Here is an 18,636-nt window from a genome sequence, read left to right as displayed (position 1 = left end):
TCTGTCAGCCGAGGATCTTGCGGGGGCGGTCGTTGAGTTCAGCGGCGACGCAGGCGAGATCTTCGGCACTGTAGATCGAAAGGTCGGTGCCCCTTGGGTGCCTCTGTTGAGTCAAGCCGCGAACGGACACCGGGCAGGTCGACACACCCAAAGAGAGCCAGCCCGCGAGGGCGGCAGGAAGTACTCGAGTCAGCCTGCCCGGCGTCCTGCGGCACGTTACGGGCGGCCAACCCGATCACGAACACCGCTACCACCAATACAAGTCGGGAAGTACTGCCGCAGCAAGCCGTTGGTGTTGACGTTGGAGCCGCGCTGCCAGAGGCTGGCCGGCTCGCAGAAGCAGATCGGGATGTTGGTGACGCGCGTGAACTCGTCGTGCCATCCCATTTCGCTGCCCTGATCCCAGGTCTGTGAGTGTGTCAACTCGGCCGGCAGTCCGGTGAAGGCGTGCACGAGCACGACGCGGACGTGCTCAGCTGGCCGCGCTCGGTCTGGAGTGGGCACAGGAGGACGGCCCGTGATGTGGAGTGTGGAGGACGTGGCCTGGGCAGTGGTCCGGCGCCAGGGCGCGGGCTGAGCGTCGCGCAGGTCGCGGACAGAGTCGCGGAAGCGGAACGGCGGGCGCGCGAGACCCGGTCACAGGCACGCTTCCGTCGCTTCCGGCCAGGGGCCGCCCTCGCCGGCGCGGGGACGGCGGGCATCCGGGCCTGCGACGGGATCCGGCCCACCCCCGGACGACGGGAGCGGACCGGATCGCGGCAGTGCTCCGGGGGTCAGCGGACCGTTGTGACCCGGTGCTCTTTCAGCGCGGCGCAGTTGGAGCCCGTCACGTAGACGTACACGTTGTCGATGTGGCCACCCCAGTCGACGCAGTGGGCCCTGCCTTGGACATAGGCCGGTCCGGCGTACGACGTGTACGCGCCCTCGTCCTGGGCGTACTCATCGGTGTCGGACACATAGATCCACGCGCCCATGTCGCGCGCGGCGCCGGGGTTGGTGCGGATGGTCGCGACGCAGTTCTTGCCGTTGGAAGCGTTGTAGGTCAGGTAGACGGTGCCCTGCGTGCCGACGGGCGCGGAATTGACGGTCTTGTAGTTGCTTCCACAGACCTTCTGCGGAGTGGTGTTCGGCGCTGCGGAGGCGGGGCCGGCCAGAACGGTCGTTGCGCCGACCGTCAGGGCCGCTATCGCGGCACCGGCGAGAACGGAATGACTGAATCTCATATTTCCCCCTTATGGTCTTAGGAGTGCCTTACTCCTGACAGGTCTGACACGTGCCGGCCATGCAGGGTTGTGACCCCGCACCGGCTCGATCCGGCCGAGTTGACCGGGCAGGCCGGGAACACGGCCGGGGTGCCCGTGACCTCGGTGAGCACAGAGGTTGCGGCGGCGCCCACGTACGCCGTCCGTGCACCGGGACACCCCGCGCCGTCGCAGTCGCGGCCTCCGTCCGAGGACATCGAGCGCCGAGAACACCAGGCAGCACCCCGGGTGACCTGTCACCGCCCGCGTCCGACGCCCCGCCGTCACGGAGCCGCCCGACAGCTCGACAACGCGCGGACGTCGGCGCATTCTCGCCACAACCCCCAGTAGGGCTTGGGCAGGTTGGTGCGGGGTCTGGGATGTCGCGGTGACAGGTGGCGCAGGCGCCGGTCCAGGCTGCGAGGAGTAACTGCGCTTCACGGACGACTCGGTGAAGGCTCAGGCCAACACCGTCCCCTTTGGGGATTGCATCAGCCGCTGGAGGGTGCAGAAGCTGTCGGCCACGGAGACGAGAGTGACGTGGTGGTGCCGGCTTGGCCAGGTTCGGCCTTGGAAGTGGGCCAGGCCCAGTTCAACAAGCGCCACTACGAAGACATTGCTACCGCACGGAAGACCTCCACCGTCCGCTATGAAGATCCGATCGCGCCGGGTCCCGCAATCTTCCTCTTCGAGGACGACGAAGCCCCCCCCGCACGTTGGAGGGCACCATCACCGGCGTCGAACGCCACCGGCTCGATCGCCTCGCCGAACAGGCTCGGCTCGATGGCTTCACGAGCATCGACCAGCTCAAGAAGGGCCTCCAGGGCCACTATCCCGGCCTGCCCTCCGATGCCGAAATCGAATTTGTGACGTTTACGGTCGAACCGCCTGACGCCGTGGAGTGATGCAGCGTGGATAGCTCCATGCCCGATGGGATCGCAGTGCCGTTGTTATCATTAGGTCGAGCGAAAAGACCCAGGTGAAGCACGCCACATGGTCTCCGGCATGTTAGGCACGTAACTGGGTGATGGGAGCTGTCGATCCGTGTCTTGAGGACGATGGTTACTGAGCGTTTTCAGCGTTGCCGCTCCAGGGTGAGGACGGCGGCGGCGATTGACGTCATTCGATTCGGGCTGCATCGGGATCCGCGGAAGATGCGCCATGACTTCAGTCGTGCGATGCCTTGTTCGACCGGTGACCGGGCTGCGGACAGTGCACGGTTGACGGTCTGTTGGGTGGGTGTGAGGTCGCGGCCCGGCGGGCGTCTGAGGGCTGTCGTCACCCATGGTCAGGCTCCCATGTAGGCGCGGTCGGCGAGGATCGGGATGCCCTGGGGCTCACAGATCCTGATGATCCGGTGGGTGCGGGCCGCGGTCAGGGCGTGCGCGCGGCCGGGCAGGGCGGGTGAGATCCACAGCAGCCGCCCGGCCGGGTCGGTCACCACCTGCACGTTCACCCCGTGCCGACGGTGCTTGTGGGAGAAGTCGGCCCGGCTGTCGCCGACCCGGTCGCATTCCGCCAGGGTGCCGTCTAGTCGACACGGCGCTGGACACCCTCCTCCAAGAACACCTTCACGACAACGCTGCACTGCTCGCCGCGCGCCTTTCCAGACCAGGCGCTCGCCTCTCTCCCCGCCGCCGGGACCTGTCCCACCCACCCGCTTCCCTCTTCTTTCTGCTGTGGGGCGTGGGCTTGGGGGCGTACAGGGGATGTCAGCCTCCCGACCACCGCACAACCAGCCTGGTGACCTGCGGAGTTGCGGGCGAGTACGGCAAAGGGCGCGAACGGTTGTCGGCTGGATTGTCGGAGGGGATTCCGACCTGGTCCACGGTGGTGTTGTCGCTTTGTGACCGTGGTCAGGCCTTCGTGGTCGGGGTTCTGGTCGGGGCCAGCCGCTGCCGTGACCGGTACGCGCGGCACCGGGCAGGACGGTGCTGCACCGTACGGGAAGCGAGCGGATCCGTGACGATCGGTGTGGACGCAGGCAGTGGGGATCGGATGGCATTGGGGGTGCTGGCGCAGTACCGGATGGCCACCACCGAGCAGATGCACCGGGTGATCGCCCCCGCAGTACGCATCGAGCAGACCCGGCGGCGGCTGGCCCGGCTGCGCGGTGAGGGGCTGGTCTGCCGCATCACCCTGCCGCAGGCCGGACGCACCCGGGTGTGGTTCCCCACCTCGTACGGCGTGCAACTCGCCTGCGAGTGGCCCGAGATGCGCGGACACCGGCCCTCCCGGACCGTGTCCGACCCGACCGCCGTACGGCTGAAGGCAGGTCACACGCTGACCGTGACCGAGACCGCGCTCGTCTTCCTCGAGGACGCCCGCCGCCGCGGCGATATGTGCGAGCCGCTGGACTGGATCCCCGAGGTCCACCATCCGACCGGGAGCGGCGAGGTCGTCATCCCCGACGCCCTCCTGTACTACCGGCGCGGTCCTACCGCCGGTGGCAACGGGGCGATGCTGCGGGCGTTCGTGGAAGTCGACCGGGCCACCATGGGCCCCGAGCGCCTCGCCGCCAAGCTGACCGCGTACGAGCGCCTCCACCGCTACGTGCCCGTGGTCCCGGGGCGCCGGCCGACCCTCCAGGAACCGGCGATTGAGGAGTGGCGGCGGCGCTACCCGCTCTTCCCCGGGATCCTGTTCGTCCTGGACGGCACAGGACCCGCCGGTGCCGAGAACCGGATCAGCGCCCTGCGCGCAGGGGCCGGGCTGCTGGCGACGTCCCGGTTCCGGTACGACGTCCCCGTCCTCGCGGCACCGCTGGCCGACCTGCTCCAGCACGGCCCCTCCGCACCCGTGTGGCGCCCCGTCCACGACCCCGACCAACGAGTCCACTGGACCGGATCCTCATCATCTGGCCCAACGCGCTGACCAGCCGTGGTCAGGGTGAACGCGGCGCGACCAGGCCCGTGGTCGGCCTCATGGTCGGGGTCGTGGTCGGCCCGAGCGGTGCGCCTCGGGCGGCAGAGTCAGCGGTTTGCGGTGTTCCTCGGACCAGGTGCAGAGCTGGTCTTCGAGGGCAAGGTTGGCGCCGCGGACCACGGTCTGGAGCACCGCTGACAACGGCGGCGTCCTGCCCGGCGGGGCAGGACGCCGCCGTTGTCAGCGGTGCTGGATTCGGCGGTCAGGGCCGTTGGGTACTCGGCCAGCGCAACGCGCCGACCAGACGTCCTGGTCCTTGGCCGGGACTGCCTAGCACTCCGGCAGGACCTGCTGGTCGTGGTGCCAGCCCCAGGAGTCGAGGTTTACGTCGCTGACGTACACACCCCCATTGCCGGTGTCGTCGTCGGTCAGGAGCCAGATGTCGTCCGAGTGGCCGTTGTTGGAGTACCAGGCGCCGTGGACCCAGCAGTAGAAGTAGCTGGTGCCGGCGTACAGGGTGCCCGCGTGCGATGAGGTGTACGGGTCAGGGGTCCAGTGGGTCCACTGGTCGATGACGGTTGTCAGGTTGTAGGTGGAGGCCGATGCGGGCGTACGCGGCGCCTGCGGTGCCGCCACCGCCTGAGAGCCGGTGGCCAGGAGCCCCGCCGTGGCCAGGACCGCGAGCATGGCGGATGTGAAGGAACGTGAACGCATGATTCTTCTCCCCTTGTGTATGCCGCCGAGTGGTGACGTAGCGGCAGTTACTCCCGGGTGGTCAATCCCGGTGGACTCAATTTGGGCCCCGTCCAGAGGGGCCACGTGACGTTTCGAAGCCTGTCGAAACGTGTGCGCAGCCGACGGTTTCGACTGTAGAACCGGTCTGTGCATCGTTCATTGGCGACCCTAGGCGCAAGCCGCGGCCCAAGGGCACCACTGCGTGCACCATGACTCCCCAGTTCGTGCACCGTGCACCACGCGTGAGTCAGGTGTCCGCTCCGACACAGGCCGGGGGCGTCGGGCATGACAGACCGTGAGGACTCTCGATTAGCCAGATTAAGAGGAGTCGAGTCTTTCGAGACAGTTGCCTCGTCCCTATTCGCCCCGCTACGGGTGAGCGATCCTTGCCCTCAGGGGTTCGAAGCTGTGGTCGACCACACCGTCATCGGACCTGTGGTCATTGCTCGCATCCAGGCCGCCGCCGCAACGGTGACGCGGGATAGCCGCAGCATCACCTCCACCGACGTGGAATGGATGCACTTCAACCTCCACCACCACGGTCCGCTCACAGCGAGTCAAGACGGCCGGACCTCGACGATGAAAGCCGGCGAACTGTACGCCTGCGACAACACCCGGCCCTACCGGCTCATCGGTGCCGACCCCACTGACATGACGGTGCTCTGCATCCCCCGGGCGAGTCTGGGCAGGCATGCGGACTCGGTAAGCCAGCGCACGGCACTCCCCCTCCCCGCTTTGGGCGGGATCGGCGGACTTCTCGACCACGCGCTGTCCACGGTCAATGACGGCCTTCCCCATCACAGTGCGGCACGTACGCATCTGGCCGACGCCCTCACCGCACTCCTCCTCGCCGCTTTCGCCGACACCACGCCCGAGCGGATCTCCGTCGCCAGCAACCTCATCGATCGCATCCGGGCCTACACACTGGCCCACCTCGACGACACTCATCTCAGCGCGGAACATGTCGCACGTCGGCATCACATCTCCATTCGGCGCCTCCACGCCCTCTTTAAAGACAGTGACTTGACCTTCGCCGCCTGGATCCGGCATGAACGTCTGCTACGGATCCGCAGGGATCTCCTCGACCCCTCCTCCGCGTACATCCCTGCGGCCGTGATCGCGGCGCAGTGGGGAATACATGATCCCAAACATCTCGGCAGGGCTCTGAAGCGCGAGTTCGGTACAACTGTCAGCGAACTGCGCCACAGATAGGAGAACTAAGACCGTGTCTTATGTGGTGAGGCGGACGAACCGTTTGTAGCAGCAGAGGGCGGCGGCGAGTCCGAGGAAGGCCAGGTAGTTGCGGGGATGGCGCTCGTAGCGGGGGCTGAGTCTGCGGTAGCCGGACAGCCACGACATCGTGCGCTCGATCACCCATCTGCGGCGGCCCAACCGTTCGCTGGACTCGATGCCTTTGCGTGCGATCCGGACTCCGATGCGCTTGCCGCGCAGCCATTTCCGCAGGCTGGCGTGGTCGTAGGCTTTGTCTGCGTGGAGGCGTTGGGGCTTGAAGTAGCGGCCTCGGTAGAGGGCGTGTCTCGTTTGGTGACCCTCGATCATGGGCTCGAGCCCTTCGCTGTCGTGGGTGTTACCAGCTGAGACAGCGACGAGGAGGGGCAGTCCGTTCGCGTCCGACAGGACGTGCATCTTGGAGCCCGGCTTGCCTCGGTCCACGGGGCTCGGGCCTGTGTGTTCGCCCCTTTTTTAGAAGTCATCTCATTTGGTGAGTCTGCGGTAGCAGATCAAGGTGCAGGCGATGCTGGTGAAGGCGAGGAAGTGGTCGGCTTTGCGTTCGTAGCGGCGGTGCAGGCGTCGGCATCCGGTGAGCCAGGACATGGTGCGTTCGATGGTCCAACGGTGGCGGCCGAGTCGCTGCGAGGTCTCGATGCCCTTGCGGGCGATGCGGTGCCGGATGCCCCGGCTGGATAACCAACGTCGCAGGTGGTTGTAGTCGTAGCCCTTGTCGGCGTGGAGTTTGTGGGGCCTGCGCCGTCGGCGTCCTCGGCGGGAGCGGATCGGCGGTATGCCCTGCACCAAGGGGATCAGTGCCTGGCTGTCGTGCGTGTTGGCGCCCGAGATGCCGATGGACAGGGGCAGTCCGGTGCGCTCCGTGATCAAGTGGATCTTTGACCCGTACTTACCCCGGTCTACAGGATTCGGACCTGTCAGTTCCCCTTTTCAGGGCCCGCATGTTCACCGAGTCGATCGCGCACCGCGACCAGTCCAACTCTCCACGGGAGCCGAGTTCGTCGAGCACCAGACGGTGGAGCTTGGCCCACACCCGGGCCTTCGACCACTCGGTGAAACGCCGGTGAGCCGTCGCGCCGGACGGCCCGAACGACGCGGTCGGCAACTGCTGCCACGTGCAGCCCGAGGTCGCCACGAAGACGATTGCGGCCAGCACTTCGCGGTCACCGTGCCGGCGTCGGCCCCCACCCTGGGGCCGCGAGGGCGCATCCGGCACCACCCGCTGGAACAGTTCCCACAACTCATCCGGCACCAGCCGCTCAACGATCCTCGCCACGACTGACAGCTTACCCAACCAAATGAGATGACTTCTTAGCCCTGACGTGGGCGGTGTCGAGGACGACGCGGGTGACGTCGATGAGTCCGGCGTCGTCGAGGCGGTGCAGCACGGCTTCGTGCAGGCGGCTCCAGACGCCGGCTCTCGACCAGATCAGGAACCGGCGGTGGGCAGTCGACTTCGATATCCCGAAGCACGGCGGCAACGCTCGCCAGGCGCAGCCGCTGACCAGCACGTAGACGATCGCCGCGAACAGCGTCTCATCAGGCGTGTCCTGCGTTCCGCCGCCCTGCGGCCGCACTCTCGACGGCGGGATCAGCGGCTTCGCGATCTCCCACAGCCCGTCCGGAACAATCCAACTCCACGTACCCCGCCCCATGACCAGTCCAACGAATGATCACCACATAGGACACGGTCTTAGAAGTCATCTCATTTGGTGAGTCTGCGGTAGCAGATCAAGGTGCAGGCGATGCTGGTGAAGGCGAGGAAGTGGTCGGCTTTGCGTTCGTAGCGGCGGTGCAGGCGTCGGCATCCGGCGAGCCAGGACATGGTGCGTTCGATGGTCCAACGGTGGCGGCCGAGTCGCTGCGAGGTCTCGATGCCCCTGCGGGCGATGCGGTGCCGGATACCACGGCTGGATAACCAACGTCGCAGGTGGTTGTAGTCGTAGCCCTTGTCGGCGTGGAGTTTGTGGGGCCTGCGCCGTCGGCGTCCTCGGCGGGAGCGGATCGGCGGTATGCCCTTCACGAGGGGGATCAGTGCCTGGCTGTCGTGCGTGTTGGCGCCCGAGATGCCGATGGACAGGGGCAGGCCGGTCCGCTCCGTGATCAAGTGGATCTTTGACCCGTACTTACCCCGGTCTACAGGATTCGGGCCCGTCAGCTCCCCCTTTTCAAGGCCCGCATGTTGACCGAGTCGATCGCGCAGCGGGACCAGTCCAACTCGCCGCGGGAGCCGAGCTCGTCGAGGACCAGGCGGTGGAGCTTGGCCCACACCCGGGCCTTCGTCCACTCGGTGAAGCGTCTGTGAGCCGTCGCGCCGGACGGCCCGAACGACGCGGTCGGCAACTGCTGCCACGTGCAGCCGGAGGTCGCCACGAAGACGATCGCGGCCAGCACTTCGCGGTCACCGTGCCGGCGCCTGCCACCGCCCTGGGGCCGCGACGGCGCCTCCGGAACCACCCGCTGGAACAGTTCCCACAACTCGTCCGGCACCAGCCGCTCAACGATCGTCGCCACGACGGTCAGCTTACCCAGCCAAATGAGATGACTCTAAGGCCCTGGGCCAGTGGGGCGGTGGTAGCTGGTGAGGTATGGCTGGGCCCCGGCTCTGCCCTCTGGTCCGGGCAGGGGTCCGGCGCGGTGGCATCCAAGGGTCCGGATGGGGCGAACCACTGGTCCCAGCAGAAGGAGCAGGCACAGTTGACCAGAGTTTGGTGGCGGCGGATGGCGCGGTCGGAGCGGACCTGGAAGTCGGCCCAGCCGAGTTCGTCCTTCAGGGCGCCGCGGACTTCGTCGCCGCAGTGCTCGGCCAGCGGCCGAACCTCCCGGCGTCGGCATGGCCTACTCGCCCTTGAGCAGCTGGACCAGCTGCTCAGCAGGGTGAACTCGCCGTTCTGGACCGAGGCCCTGCAGCAGCGGGTGGAAGACGCCGACGGCGGTGATCAGGGCGGCGGTGGAGCCGCCCTGGGCGCTCTTGATCAGCGCCGAGGGACCGTAGACACCCAGTAAGGGTCGGCTCGCCGCGCTCCGGCAGCGGCAGCGCAGCCGCGGTGGCAGAAACTGTGGAGCGCTTCTGTTCTGGAACGCTCCCGATCGTCAACTATCCGTAATTGAAGGGACGTTGGGGAACCGAAACATCTTCGTGCGCCTCATGGTGAGCGTGAACGAACGGCACGATGCCCACAGGGAGAGACCTTGCCGAGAAAGCCCAACAGCCTGATACGCGCCTGCCTGGCACTGACGACCACCACGGCCCTCACCGGCCTCGCCCTGGTACAGACCGGGGAGGCCGGAGCGACCGCTACCGAGGCCGTGTCACCGGGCGCCCTCACCCCCGACCACAGCATCACGCTCATCACCGGCGACCGGGTCTCCGTGGACGCCAAGGGCAAGGTCGTCGGCGTACGGCGGGCCGAGGGGCGTGAGCACGTGCCCTTCCAGGCCCGTACCGTCCGCGGCCACACCCTGGTCGTGCCAACCGACGCAGCCGCCCTCGTCGCCTCCGGACGGATCGACCAACGGCTCTTCGACATAACGGAGTTGAACAAGGCGGCGAACCGCGCGGACCAGCACGACGGCGTCAAGGTCATCATCGGTTTCAAGGGCGCGGCATCCGCAGCCCGCAAGGACGTACGGGACGCGGCCACCATGCGCCGGACCCTGAAGTCCCTGGACGCCGAGGCGGTCCGGGCGCCGAAGCAGGATCCCGGCAGGCTGTGGGACGCGGTCACCGAGGGCGACAAGGCCGCACCGGGGGTCGCGCACGTCTGACTGGACGCCATTCGCAAGGCCTCCGACGACAAGTCCGGGCCGCAGATCGGCGCACCGACCGCGTGGAAGGCCGGCTACACCGGGAAGGGAGTCAAGATCGCCGTCCTGGACACCGGCGTCGACTACCACCACCCGGACCTCAAGCACCAGGTGATCGCCTCCAAGAACTTCACCGACTCGCCCGACGCCGACGACCACTACGGCCACGGCACACACGCCGCGTCCATCGCGGCGGGCACCGGGGCCCAGTCCGGAGGCAAGTACACCGGCGTCGCGCCGGGCGCGAAGATCCTCAACGGCAAGGTGCTGGGCGACGACGGCTCCGGCGACGACTCCGCCATCATCGCGGGCATGGACTGGGCTGCCGAACAGGGTGCCGACATCGTCAACCTGAGCCTGGGCGGCACCGACTACCCCGGCATCGACCCCCTCGAGGCCGAGGTCGACAAGCTCTCCGAGGAGAGAGGCATCCTCTTCGCGGTCGCCTCCGGCAACGAAGGCGACCTGGGCCCCAACTCCAGCACCGGCACCGTCGGTTCCCCAGGCAGCGCTCCTGACGCGCTCACCGTCGGCGCGGTGGACGGCAAGGACAGGATCGCCGACTTCTCCTCCACTGGTCCCGTCTACGACGGCTCCGTCAAGCCCGACGTCACCGCGCCGGGTGTGGACATCACCGCCGCCGCGGCTCCGGGCAGCGTCATCGACCAGGAGGTCGGCGAGAAGCCGGCCGGCTACCTGACCATCTCGGGCACCTCGATGGCGGCCCCGCACGTCGCGGGCGCCGCCGCGATCCTCAAGCAGGAGCACCCCGACTGGGGGTATGCCCAGCTCAAGGCGGTGCTGATGGGCTCGGCCAAGGCGGGCGGCTACACGCCCTACCAGCAGGGCGCCGGCCGGATCGCCGTCGACAAGGCCATCAAGGAGACCGTCTTCGCCGAGCAGCCGTCACTGGCCTACGGCGTCCAGCGGTGGCCGCACACCGACGACAGCCCGGTCACCAAGCATCTGACCTACCGCAACACCGGGACCGCCGACCTCACCCTGAAGCTCTCCTCGACCTCCGTCGACCCGGACGGCAAGAAGGCCCCGGCGGGGTTCTTCACGCTGGGTGCTGGCTCGGTGACCGTTCCGGCGGGCGGTACCGCCTCGGTCGGCGTCACTGTGCACACCAAGCTGGGCGCGGCCACCGGCCCCTACGCCGGATACGTCGTCGCGACCGGCGGCGGCCAGACCGTACGCTCGACGATGGGTGTGCAGCGCGAGCCGCAGTCGTACAACGTGACCCTGAAGTACCGGAACCGGCCCGGGCAGACCTCTACCCACCTCACGAGCCTGACCGCTTTCGAAGGGCTCGGCTCCGGTGACGAGTACGACTCCCAGACCTCCAACGACACGGTCACCATGCGCGTGCCCAAGGGCACGTACGTGCTGGACTCGGTCAGTCTCAAGGACGTCACCTCCGACGCGGGCGGCATCGACTGGCTGAGCAGGCCGTCCCTCAAGGTCGACAAAGACGTCAGCGTCACCATCGACCTGAACACCACGAAGGCCTCGGACATCACTGTCCCGGACGCGTCCGCCACGCCGGTCGCCGCCGGTATCGGCTACGAGTCCGCTTCGCTGAGTACCGACTTCAGCGTCTATGCCACCTCCTTCGCCGACCTGCGCATCGCCCACCTCGGCCCGGCCGTCCATGGCCTGTCGGAGACCTGGACCGGTCAGTGGGAACAGGGCGCGAGCGCCGAGTACGACGTGCTCACCGGCGCTGACGTAACCACGTTCAAGCCGCTCACCAAGCATTACAAGGCGAGCGAGCTGGCCACGATCAAGGCGAACCTCGGCAGCCCCGCCCCGAACCGCACCGGCGCGGTCACCCTGTCCGGCGAGACGGAGTACGGCATCACCCTCATCGAGCCGATCACCCAGCGGCTGCCGGGCACCCGCACCCTGCACGTGTCCGGTGGGAACAGTGTCGCCTGGGCACTCTCCTTCGACCAGTACGGCCCCAAACCCGACGAGTTCGGCTACCCGGTCGGCGTGGCGCACTACATCGACGGCGACATGCGCATCTACCAGGGCGGCAGGACCTACACCACGACGTTCGACAACGCGATGTTCGCCCCCATGCTGAACTCCGACTACGGCCTCTACCGCGAGGGCAACGCGATCTCCGGCCTGGTCCCGCTGGTCGCCGACGGCGACGGACACGCGGGCTCATCGGACTTCTCCTCGGTGCGGACCACCCTCTACCGCAACGGCAGGAAGATCGGCGCCAACACCGACCCGTTGTTCGGTGAGAAACCGTTCACCGTCCCGTCCGCAAAGGCCTCGTACCGGCTGACGACCACGGTGAAGCGCTCGCCCGACGTCGCCAGGGTCTCCTTGCGCATAGACGCGGCCTGGACGTTCACCTCGAAGAAGACCTCCGACGCGACCTATCTGCCGGCCTCGGTCCTGCGGATCGCCGCGCACACCGACCTCACCGGCCACGCCCCCGCGCGCCGCAAGGTCACCGCCCCGGTGACCGTCCAGGGCTCGGCGGCCGGCCGCAACCTCAAGGCCCTTGCCGTGTACGTCTCCTACGACGGCGGGAAGCACTGGACCAAGACCGCGGTCAGCCACGGCCACATCACCTACAAGAACCCCGCCAAGCGCAAGGCGATCTCGTTCCGGTACACGATCACCGACAAGAAGGGAAACACGTCGGCCGTCACGATCCACGACGCGTACTTCGGCAAGTAGCCGCAGACCCGACGGCCGGAGGGCGGCTCACACGGTCCTCGTGACCCTCGCGAGCCGCCCGTCGGCACGTCTGTGACGGTGCGTGTGGCTGTGCCGGGGAGCCGCGCCGGCGTCGCGTGGCCACCACGATCGTCGCGCCGCCCGCCAGCAGCACGGCCGCTCCGCCGACGATCGCGCTCGTGCTGCCGCCGCCACGGGTCTCCGCTAGGTCGCCGCTGGTGATCAGCGTCGACGGGAAGGGAATCGTGATGCGCCCGGGCCACCTGCGCGAGGCCACCGCGAAGGCCCGACACACCTTCCGCATCCGGCTGTCGACCAGGGAGAAGTCCTGCCGCAAAGGGATGGCCACCCTCGACGTCGTCCACGACGCCGAGCCCGCAGTCCGTCGCCCGCACGACATCATCGCCCCGCCCGGCGGACGCATCGGACACCGCACGGTCTGCAAAGGACTGGTCGCGCGGGCGAATCGATTCACCGTCTCCGTCCGCGAGGACGCCGAAACGGTCATCGCCGCCTCTCCGCAGCGGAGTTCAGGACTCGACTTCGTGTAACGAATCCGTTGTGCGGCAACACAAGTTTCGTGTCGCCCGTGGCATTTGGACGACGATGGTCCGCATGGCCTGCCCATGAGATGAGTTGGTCAGCGGGAAATCGAAGCACACATACTCGAACTCACTTTATGTACCACCGCAACCTTGAGGGAAATGTTCATGGCGGAGCGCGAGGCGACCAGGTCGGAATTGATGGCCGGACAGCTGGGCATTTGGCACGCCCAACAACTCGCCCCCGACGACCCTCGCTACAACATCGGCGAGTACTTCGAGTTCCGGGGCCCCTTGGACCTCACCGCGTTCGAGGAGGCACTGCGGAGGACCCTGTGCGAGGTCGACGCGTTCCATCTGCGGTTCGGTGGATGCGGCGCGGACGTGTGGCAGGTCGTGGGGGACCGCGACGACTGGACAATGCACCGGGTGGACGTCAGCGCCGAGGCCGGCCCACGTGCAGCGGCGGAGGAGTGGATGCGGGCCGACATGGGCTGCCCCGTGGATCTCCAGGAGGGCCCGCTGTTCACCTCGGCGCTCCTCACCGCCGGCGACGACCACTATTTCTGCTATCAGCGGTGCCACCACATTGCCATCGACGGGTTCAGCGGCTCGATCATCCTGGCACGCGTCGCACAGGTCTACGACGCGTTGACGGCCGGCGGCGACCCGGACGAGGGGCGGTTGGCGCCGGTTTCAGTCCTGTTCGAGGACGAAGAAGCTTACCGCGCATCGGCGGACCGCGCCGCGGACGAGGCGTACTGGAGGGAGACGCTCGCGCAGCCGCCCGCGCCGCTCGATTTCGGGGGACGCGGCACCGCGGGTGCCCGGTCGCGGGCAACGGTGCGTGCGGCACACCCGATCGGTCCGGCCGGGACGGAGGCGCTGCGCGAGGCGGCCCGGGGACTGCGGACGAGCCTGTCGGGCCTGGTCATCGCCGCCTCGGCGGTGTACGTGCACCGCGTCACGGGGGCGGAGGACTTTCTTGTGGGCATCCCTGTGCTCGGTCGCCCGGGGTCCCGGCGGCTCCGGATACCCGGCATGACCTCGAACGTCCTTCCCGTTCGCTGCCGCGTGCAGGCCGGCATGTCGCTGGGCGAGGTGGTGCGGAAGGTCACGGCGTCGGTGCGGCGCGGGCTGCGGCACCAGCGGTACCGCTACGAGGACATGCTCCGCGACCTGAGGCTCGTCGAGCGGGGCACTCTCGCCGACTTCCGCGTGAACGTGATGTCGTTCGACCACTCGACGATGTCCTTCGGCGGGTGCGCGGTCAGCGGCCGGAACCTGTCGAACGGGCCGGTGGACGACGTGTCGCTCGCCGTGTACGACAGGCGAGGCGGTGACGGCATGGAAATCGTCGTCGACGCCGCCGCCGACAAGTACGACGCGCACGACGTCGGTGAGCACGTCGACAGGTTTCGGCGCGTGCTCGACTGGGCGGTCCGGTCCGGGGCCGACACGACGGTGGGCGATGCCGAACTGCTCGGCGACACCGAGCGTGGACGCGTCCTGGCCCTGGGCAGCCGTCCTGCGCCTACGGTGTCCGGAGCGGCGCTGCCGGAGCTGTTCGAGGCGCAGGTGGCACGCGCTCCGGGTGCGACGGCGCTGATGCACGGCGCCCAAGCGCTGTCGTACGGAGAGCTGAACGCGCGGGCCAACCGGCTCGCGCGCTTGCTGCGGTCCCGGGGTGCAGGGCCGGACACGCGCGTGGCCGTAGTGCTGGAGCGTTCCGCCGGGCTGGTGGTGGCGATCCTGGCGACGCTGAAGGTCGGCGCGGCCTACGTCCCGGTCGATCCCGGCTATCCGCAGGAGCGCATCGCCTCCTTACTGGAGGACTCCATGCCCCTGCTGGCGGTGACCGATACCGCGTCCGCCGGTGCGGTACGGGGCGGGGTGCCCGTCGTGGTGTCGGACGATCCGGGGACGGCTGAATGGCTGGCGGGGCTGAGCGGGGCGAACCTCACGCCGGCCGTGGACGCGCGACAGCCGGCCTACGTGATCTTCACGTCCGGTTCGACGGGGCGACCGAAGGGGGTCGCCGTGACGCACGGCAGCGTCGTGAGTCTGCTCGCGGCGACTCGTGAGCGCTTCGCGTTCGGCCCGCAGGACGTGTGGACGCTGTTCCACTCGTTCGCCTTCGACTTCTCCGTGTGGGAGCTGTGGGGGGCACTGCTGCACGGCGGTCGGCTCGTTGTCGTGCCGTTCTCGGTCTCGCGTTCGCCGGCGCAGTTCCTCGCGTTGCTGGTGCGTGAGCGGATCACGGTGCTGAACCAGACCCCCTCGGCCTTCTACCAGCTGGTGCGCGCCGACGAGCAGGCACCGCGGCTGTCCGCGCGGCTGGCGCTGCGCACGGTGGTCCTCGGCGGCGAAGCACTGGACCATGCGCGTCTCGACGGGTGGTACGCACGGCACGGCGCCAAGTCGCCGAGCCTGGTGAATATGTACGGGATCACCGAGACGACGGTCCACGCGAGCTGCCAGGAGCTGCCTGTGGAGTCCGGCTCGGCGCGGGCGTCGAGCGTGATCGGTCCGCCGTTGCCGGGCCTGGAGGCGTATGTGCTGGACGCGCGGCTGCGTCCGGTGCCGGTGGGCGTGGCGGGCGACCTCCATCTGGCGGGTGCCCAGCTCGCACACGGTTACCTGGGGCGTCCCGGCCTGACGGCGGAACGGTTCGTCGCCTGTCCGTTCGGGGAACCGGGCAGGCGCATGTACCGGACCGGGGACGTCGTCCGGTGGAACCGTGAGGGGCGTCTTGAGTACCTCGGGCGCTCCGACTCGCAGGTCAAGGTGCGGGGCTTCCGGATCGAGCCGGGCGAGGTGGAGGCGCGGCTCGCCGCCCATCCCACCGTCAGCGAGGCCGCCGTCGTGGTGCGTGAGGACTCCCCTGGCGACCGGCGTCTCGTCGGCTACACGACATCGGCCGGCGCTCTCGACATCGCTGAGCTGCGGGCGTGGGTGGCGGCGGCGTTGCCCACGCACATGGTGCCCGCTGCCTTCGTAGAGCTGGCCGCCCTCCCCCTCACGGTCAACGGAAAGCTCGACCGGGCGGCGCTGCCGGCCCCCGACTACACGGCAGCCCGCGACGACGCGCGCCGGAAGGCGTCCACGCCGGACGAGGAACTGCTGTGCACGACGTTCGCGCAGGTTCTCGGCGTCGACCGGGTGGGTGTCGACGACAACTTCTTCGAGCTGGGCGGCCACTCCCTGCTGGTGGTACAGCTGGTGGAGGCGTTGCGCGCCCAAGGGATACGGCTGGACGTCCGCGCCGTGTTCTCGTCACCGACCGCGGCCGGCCTCGCCCCGGCGCTCGGCACGCCGGGCTCCGAGACAGAAGTACCGCCGAACCTGGTGACACCCGGGACCGCGGCGATCACCCCGGAAATGCTGCCGTTGGTCGAGCTGACCCAGGGGGAGATCGACCGGGTGCTGGCCACCGTCCCGGAGGGGGCTGCGGACGTGCAGGACATCTATCCGCTGACCTCCCTCCAGGAGGGCATGCTCTTCCACCACGCCCTGGCGCAGGAGGGCGACCCGTACGTGATCTCCGGGCTGCTGGCCGTCGACTCGCGGGAAAGGCTCGACGCGTTCCTCGACGGACTGCGCAAGGCCGTCGAGCGTCACGACGTCCTACGGACCGCGGTGGTGTGGCGGGGACTTCCGCTGCCGGTCCAGGTGGTGCGGCGGCGCGCGGAGCTGCCGGTCCGGTGGCTCGAGCCGGGCTCGGCCGCGGACCTGGCGAGTGCGGTCGACGCGCGCCGGTACCGGATGGATCTCGAAGCGGCACCGCTGCTGCGGGTCTCCACCATGTTCGACGCGGAACACGGGCGCTGGCTCGTCTCGCTGCTGCTGCACCACCTGGTGGACGACAACACGTCGCTCCAGTTTCTGCTCGCCGAGATCGGCGCGCACATGGCGGGCACCGGCGGACGGCTGCCGGACCCCGTGCCGTACCGCACGGTGGTCGCCCGGTCTGTCCTCGACGCCCAGGAGGCGGAGCACGACGGGTTCTTCCGGCGGATGCTGGACGGGGTGACCGGGCCGACAGCACCGTTCGGCGTTCTGGACGTGCAGGGGCACGGCCTCGGCGTCGACGAAGCACGGACGTGGCTCGACACGGAGCTGGCCGCGCGCGTACGAGGGACGGCGCGAGCAGCGGGGGTTTCGCCGGCGACGCTGTTCCACGTCGCTTGGGGACGGGCCCTGGCTCGTACCACTGGCCAGGACGACGCGGTGTTCGGCACGGTGCTCTTCGGGCGGGGCGGCGCGGACGCGCAGCGAGGGATCGGCGCCTTCATCAACACGCTGCCGGTCCGGGTGGCGGCGGGCGCGCGAGACGCCGCTGCGTGCGTGCAAAGCACGCACCGGCTCCTGGCCGAGCTCATGCGCCACGAACACGCCTCGCTGGCACGGGCGCAGCAGTGCGGTGCGGTGGACGCCGGACTGCCGCTGTTCACGACCGTCCTCAACTACCGGCACGCCACGTCCGTCGTACTGGAACCGGGGGTGACGGAGTTAGTGCCGGGCGTCACGCTCCTGGCCGGCGAGGAGCGGACGAACTACCCGGTTTTCCTGTCGGTCGACGACTCCGCGGACGGCTTCCTGCTCGTCGCCCAGGCGCTCCCGTCGATCGGCACCGACTGGGTGCGCACAGCACTGGTCGAAGCCCTGCACCACGTGGTCTCGGAGCTGGAGTCCACACCGGATTCGCCGACACGAGATCACGCCCTGAAGACCACGGCGCCAGCCCTCCCCCCCTTGCCCGCCCCACGTGTCGGCCGGGTGACCCCGCCAGGCTCGGAGGCAGTCCTGTCCAAACTGTTCGCCGAGATACTCGACATACCCTCCGTCGGCGCCGACGATGACTTCTTCGCGCTGGGCGGGCATTCACTGCTCGCCCTGCGGCTGACCGGCAGGGTGCTGGCCGCGCTGGACATCGAGCTTCCGGTGCGGGCGCTGTTCGAGAACCCGACCGTTGCCGGGCTCGCCCGCCGGCTCAACCTCGCTTCGGAACAGCCACCCAAAGACAGTCCACTGCCGCACACTGAACCGCCCCGGGTTGGTCGGAGACTCTAGATTGTGGTTGTGACCTGGGGTTTCTGGGTTTTCTGGTGGTAGCTGGCTTCGTATTCGGTGGGTGGGACGTGGCCTATCTCACTGTGCAGGCGGCGGAAGTTGTACCAGTCGATCCATTCAACGGTGGCCAACTCGACCCCGGCCAGGTTCTTCCAGGGTCGTTGGGGCTTGATGAGTTCGGTCTTGTAAAGGCCGATCGTCGATTCCATCAGCGCGTTGGCGTATGCGTCGCCGACCGAGCCGATGGAGGCCGCGATGCCGTCGCGGTCCAGGTGCTCGCCGAGCTTGAATCCGCCTTGCGAACCGGCATCCGAGTGCTGACGAGGCGGCTGACCCGCCGCCAGGCCCGTCCCGCCGAACGCCGTGACGTCGCCCACGGTTGCGTGATGCCCGAGGCTTCCTGATCACGTCCGGTCGTCAAC

13 protein-coding genes and 6 pseudogenes are annotated in these 18,636 nt (G+C 68.4%); 7 read left to right on the top strand and 12 right to left on the bottom strand.

From position 1 onward, the window contains the following. Window positions 1–264 precede the first annotated feature (264 nt). The 3 genes and pseudogenes from OG223_RS52645 to OG223_RS52635 form a co-directional block, all read right to left on the bottom strand. Window positions 265–483: pseudogene (locus OG223_RS52645) on the bottom strand (transposase); the annotation flags it as partial. Between the two features lie 290 nt (window positions 484–773). Beyond that, window positions 774–1,223, bottom strand: coding sequence for a spore-associated protein (locus OG223_RS52640; protein WP_329265017.1), 450 nt, complete (start codon window positions 1,221–1,223; stop codon window positions 774–776). 477 nt (window positions 1,224–1,700) lie between these two features. Further along, window positions 1,701–1,832: pseudogene (locus tag OG223_RS52635) on the bottom strand (IS701 family transposase); the annotation flags it as partial. Window positions 1,833–1,957: 125 nt separating this feature from the next. Here OG223_RS52635 and OG223_RS52630 point away from each other — a divergent pair. Further along, a complete protein-coding gene (locus tag OG223_RS52630; RefSeq protein ID WP_329265016.1) occupies window positions 1,958–2,146 on the top strand; it encodes a hypothetical protein in 189 nt (62 codons plus the stop codon). A gap of 170 nt (window positions 2,147–2,316) precedes the next feature. Here OG223_RS52630 and OG223_RS52625 read toward each other — a convergent pair. After that, window positions 2,317–2,775 (bottom strand): annotated as a pseudogene (locus tag OG223_RS52625) (transposase family protein); the annotation flags it as partial. 464 nt (window positions 2,776–3,239) lie between these two features. Between OG223_RS52625 and OG223_RS52620 the strand changes: the two are divergent. Beyond that, window positions 3,240–4,115: a replication-relaxation family protein gene (locus tag OG223_RS52620; RefSeq protein ID WP_329265015.1), complete on the top strand. Its 876-nt coding sequence runs from the start codon at window positions 3,240–3,242 to the stop codon at window positions 4,113–4,115. A gap of 321 nt (window positions 4,116–4,436) precedes the next feature. On the opposite strand, the gene OG223_RS52615 is transcribed toward OG223_RS52620, so the two are convergent. Then, entirely contained in the window at window positions 4,437–4,820 is a 384-nt protein-coding gene (locus OG223_RS52615; protein WP_329265014.1) for a hypothetical protein, read from the bottom strand. 306 nt (window positions 4,821–5,126) lie between these two features. Here OG223_RS52615 and OG223_RS52610 point away from each other — a divergent pair, with 306 nt between their 5' ends. Next, the gene (locus OG223_RS52610) at window positions 5,127–6,053 is read left to right on the top strand and encodes a helix-turn-helix domain-containing protein (protein ID WP_329265013.1); all 927 of its coding nucleotides are present in this window, start codon (window positions 5,127–5,129) and stop codon (window positions 6,051–6,053) included. A gap of 18 nt (window positions 6,054–6,071) precedes the next feature. Here the strand turns inward: OG223_RS52610 and OG223_RS52605 are convergent. From OG223_RS52605 to OG223_RS54105, 5 genes and pseudogenes are all read right to left on the bottom strand, one after another. Next, window positions 6,072–6,545: pseudogene (locus OG223_RS52605) on the bottom strand (IS5 family transposase); the annotation flags it as partial. A gap of 12 nt (window positions 6,546–6,557) precedes the next feature. Beyond that, window positions 6,558–7,356, bottom strand: a protein-coding gene (locus OG223_RS52600) for an IS5 family transposase (protein WP_329265522.1) whose coding sequence is annotated in 2 segments (ribosomal slippage) — window positions 6,558–7,019 and window positions 7,021–7,356 — 798 coding nt in all. Because the reading frame shifts where the segments join, the coding sequence is not laid out codon by codon here. A 22-nt stretch (window positions 7,357–7,378) separates the two neighbouring features. Continuing rightward, a pseudogene (locus tag OG223_RS52595) lies at window positions 7,379–7,744 on the bottom strand (transposase); the annotation flags it as partial. 50 nt (window positions 7,745–7,794) lie between these two features. Further along, window positions 7,795–8,594 (bottom strand): IS5 family transposase gene (locus tag OG223_RS52590; RefSeq protein WP_443073884.1). Its coding sequence is split into 2 segments (ribosomal slippage): window positions 7,795–8,256 and window positions 8,259–8,594, totalling 798 coding nucleotides; the frame shifts between segments, so codons are not numbered across the junction. 44 nt (window positions 8,595–8,638) lie between these two features. Next, window positions 8,639–8,863 (bottom strand): annotated as a pseudogene (locus OG223_RS54105) (IS701 family transposase); the annotation flags it as partial. Window positions 8,864–9,281: 418 nt separating this feature from the next. Between OG223_RS54105 and OG223_RS52585 the strand changes: the two are divergent. Both OG223_RS52585 and OG223_RS52580 read left to right on the top strand, forming a co-directional pair. Continuing rightward, on the top strand, window positions 9,282–9,857 hold the full coding sequence (locus OG223_RS52585) for a hypothetical protein (protein ID WP_329265012.1): 576 nt from the start codon (window positions 9,282–9,284) through the stop codon (window positions 9,855–9,857). Further along, entirely contained in the window at window positions 9,858–12,599 is a 2,742-nt protein-coding gene (locus tag OG223_RS52580) for a S8 family serine peptidase (protein ID WP_329265912.1), read from the top strand. Here OG223_RS52580 and OG223_RS54100 read toward each other — a convergent pair. Continuing rightward, window positions 12,568–12,771 carry a hypothetical protein gene (locus OG223_RS54100; RefSeq protein ID WP_443073883.1) on the bottom strand — a complete coding sequence of 68 codons (204 nt, stop codon included), beginning with the start codon at window positions 12,769–12,771 and terminating at the stop codon, window positions 12,568–12,570. The two genes, OG223_RS52580 and OG223_RS54100, sit on opposite strands and share 32 nt — an antisense overlap. Between OG223_RS54100 and OG223_RS54095 the strand changes: the two genes are divergently transcribed. Next, complete coding sequence (locus tag OG223_RS54095) at window positions 12,716–13,150, top strand: hypothetical protein (RefSeq protein ID WP_443073886.1); 435 nt, start codon at window positions 12,716–12,718, stop codon at window positions 13,148–13,150. The genes OG223_RS54100 and OG223_RS54095 overlap by 56 nt on opposite strands. Before the next feature lie 159 nt (window positions 13,151–13,309). Further along, complete coding sequence (locus OG223_RS52565) at window positions 13,310–18,214, top strand: non-ribosomal peptide synthetase (protein WP_329265010.1); 4,905 nt, start codon at window positions 13,310–13,312, stop codon at window positions 18,212–18,214. On the opposite strand, the gene OG223_RS52560 is transcribed toward OG223_RS52565, so the two are convergent. Beyond that, complete coding sequence (locus OG223_RS52560; protein ID WP_443073825.1) at window positions 18,211–18,591, bottom strand: integrase core domain-containing protein; 381 nt, start codon at window positions 18,589–18,591, stop codon at window positions 18,211–18,213. The genes OG223_RS52565 and OG223_RS52560 overlap by 4 nt on opposite strands. Window positions 18,592–18,636 lie beyond the last annotated feature (45 nt).

Origin of the sequence: Streptomyces sp. NBC_01478 (assembly GCF_036227225.1) — a bacterium.
Lineage (GTDB): Bacteria > Actinomycetota > Actinomycetes > Streptomycetales > Streptomycetaceae > Streptomyces.
Note: the sequence above shows the minus strand (reverse complement) of the source record. Positions and strands in the feature narration are given on the sequence as shown.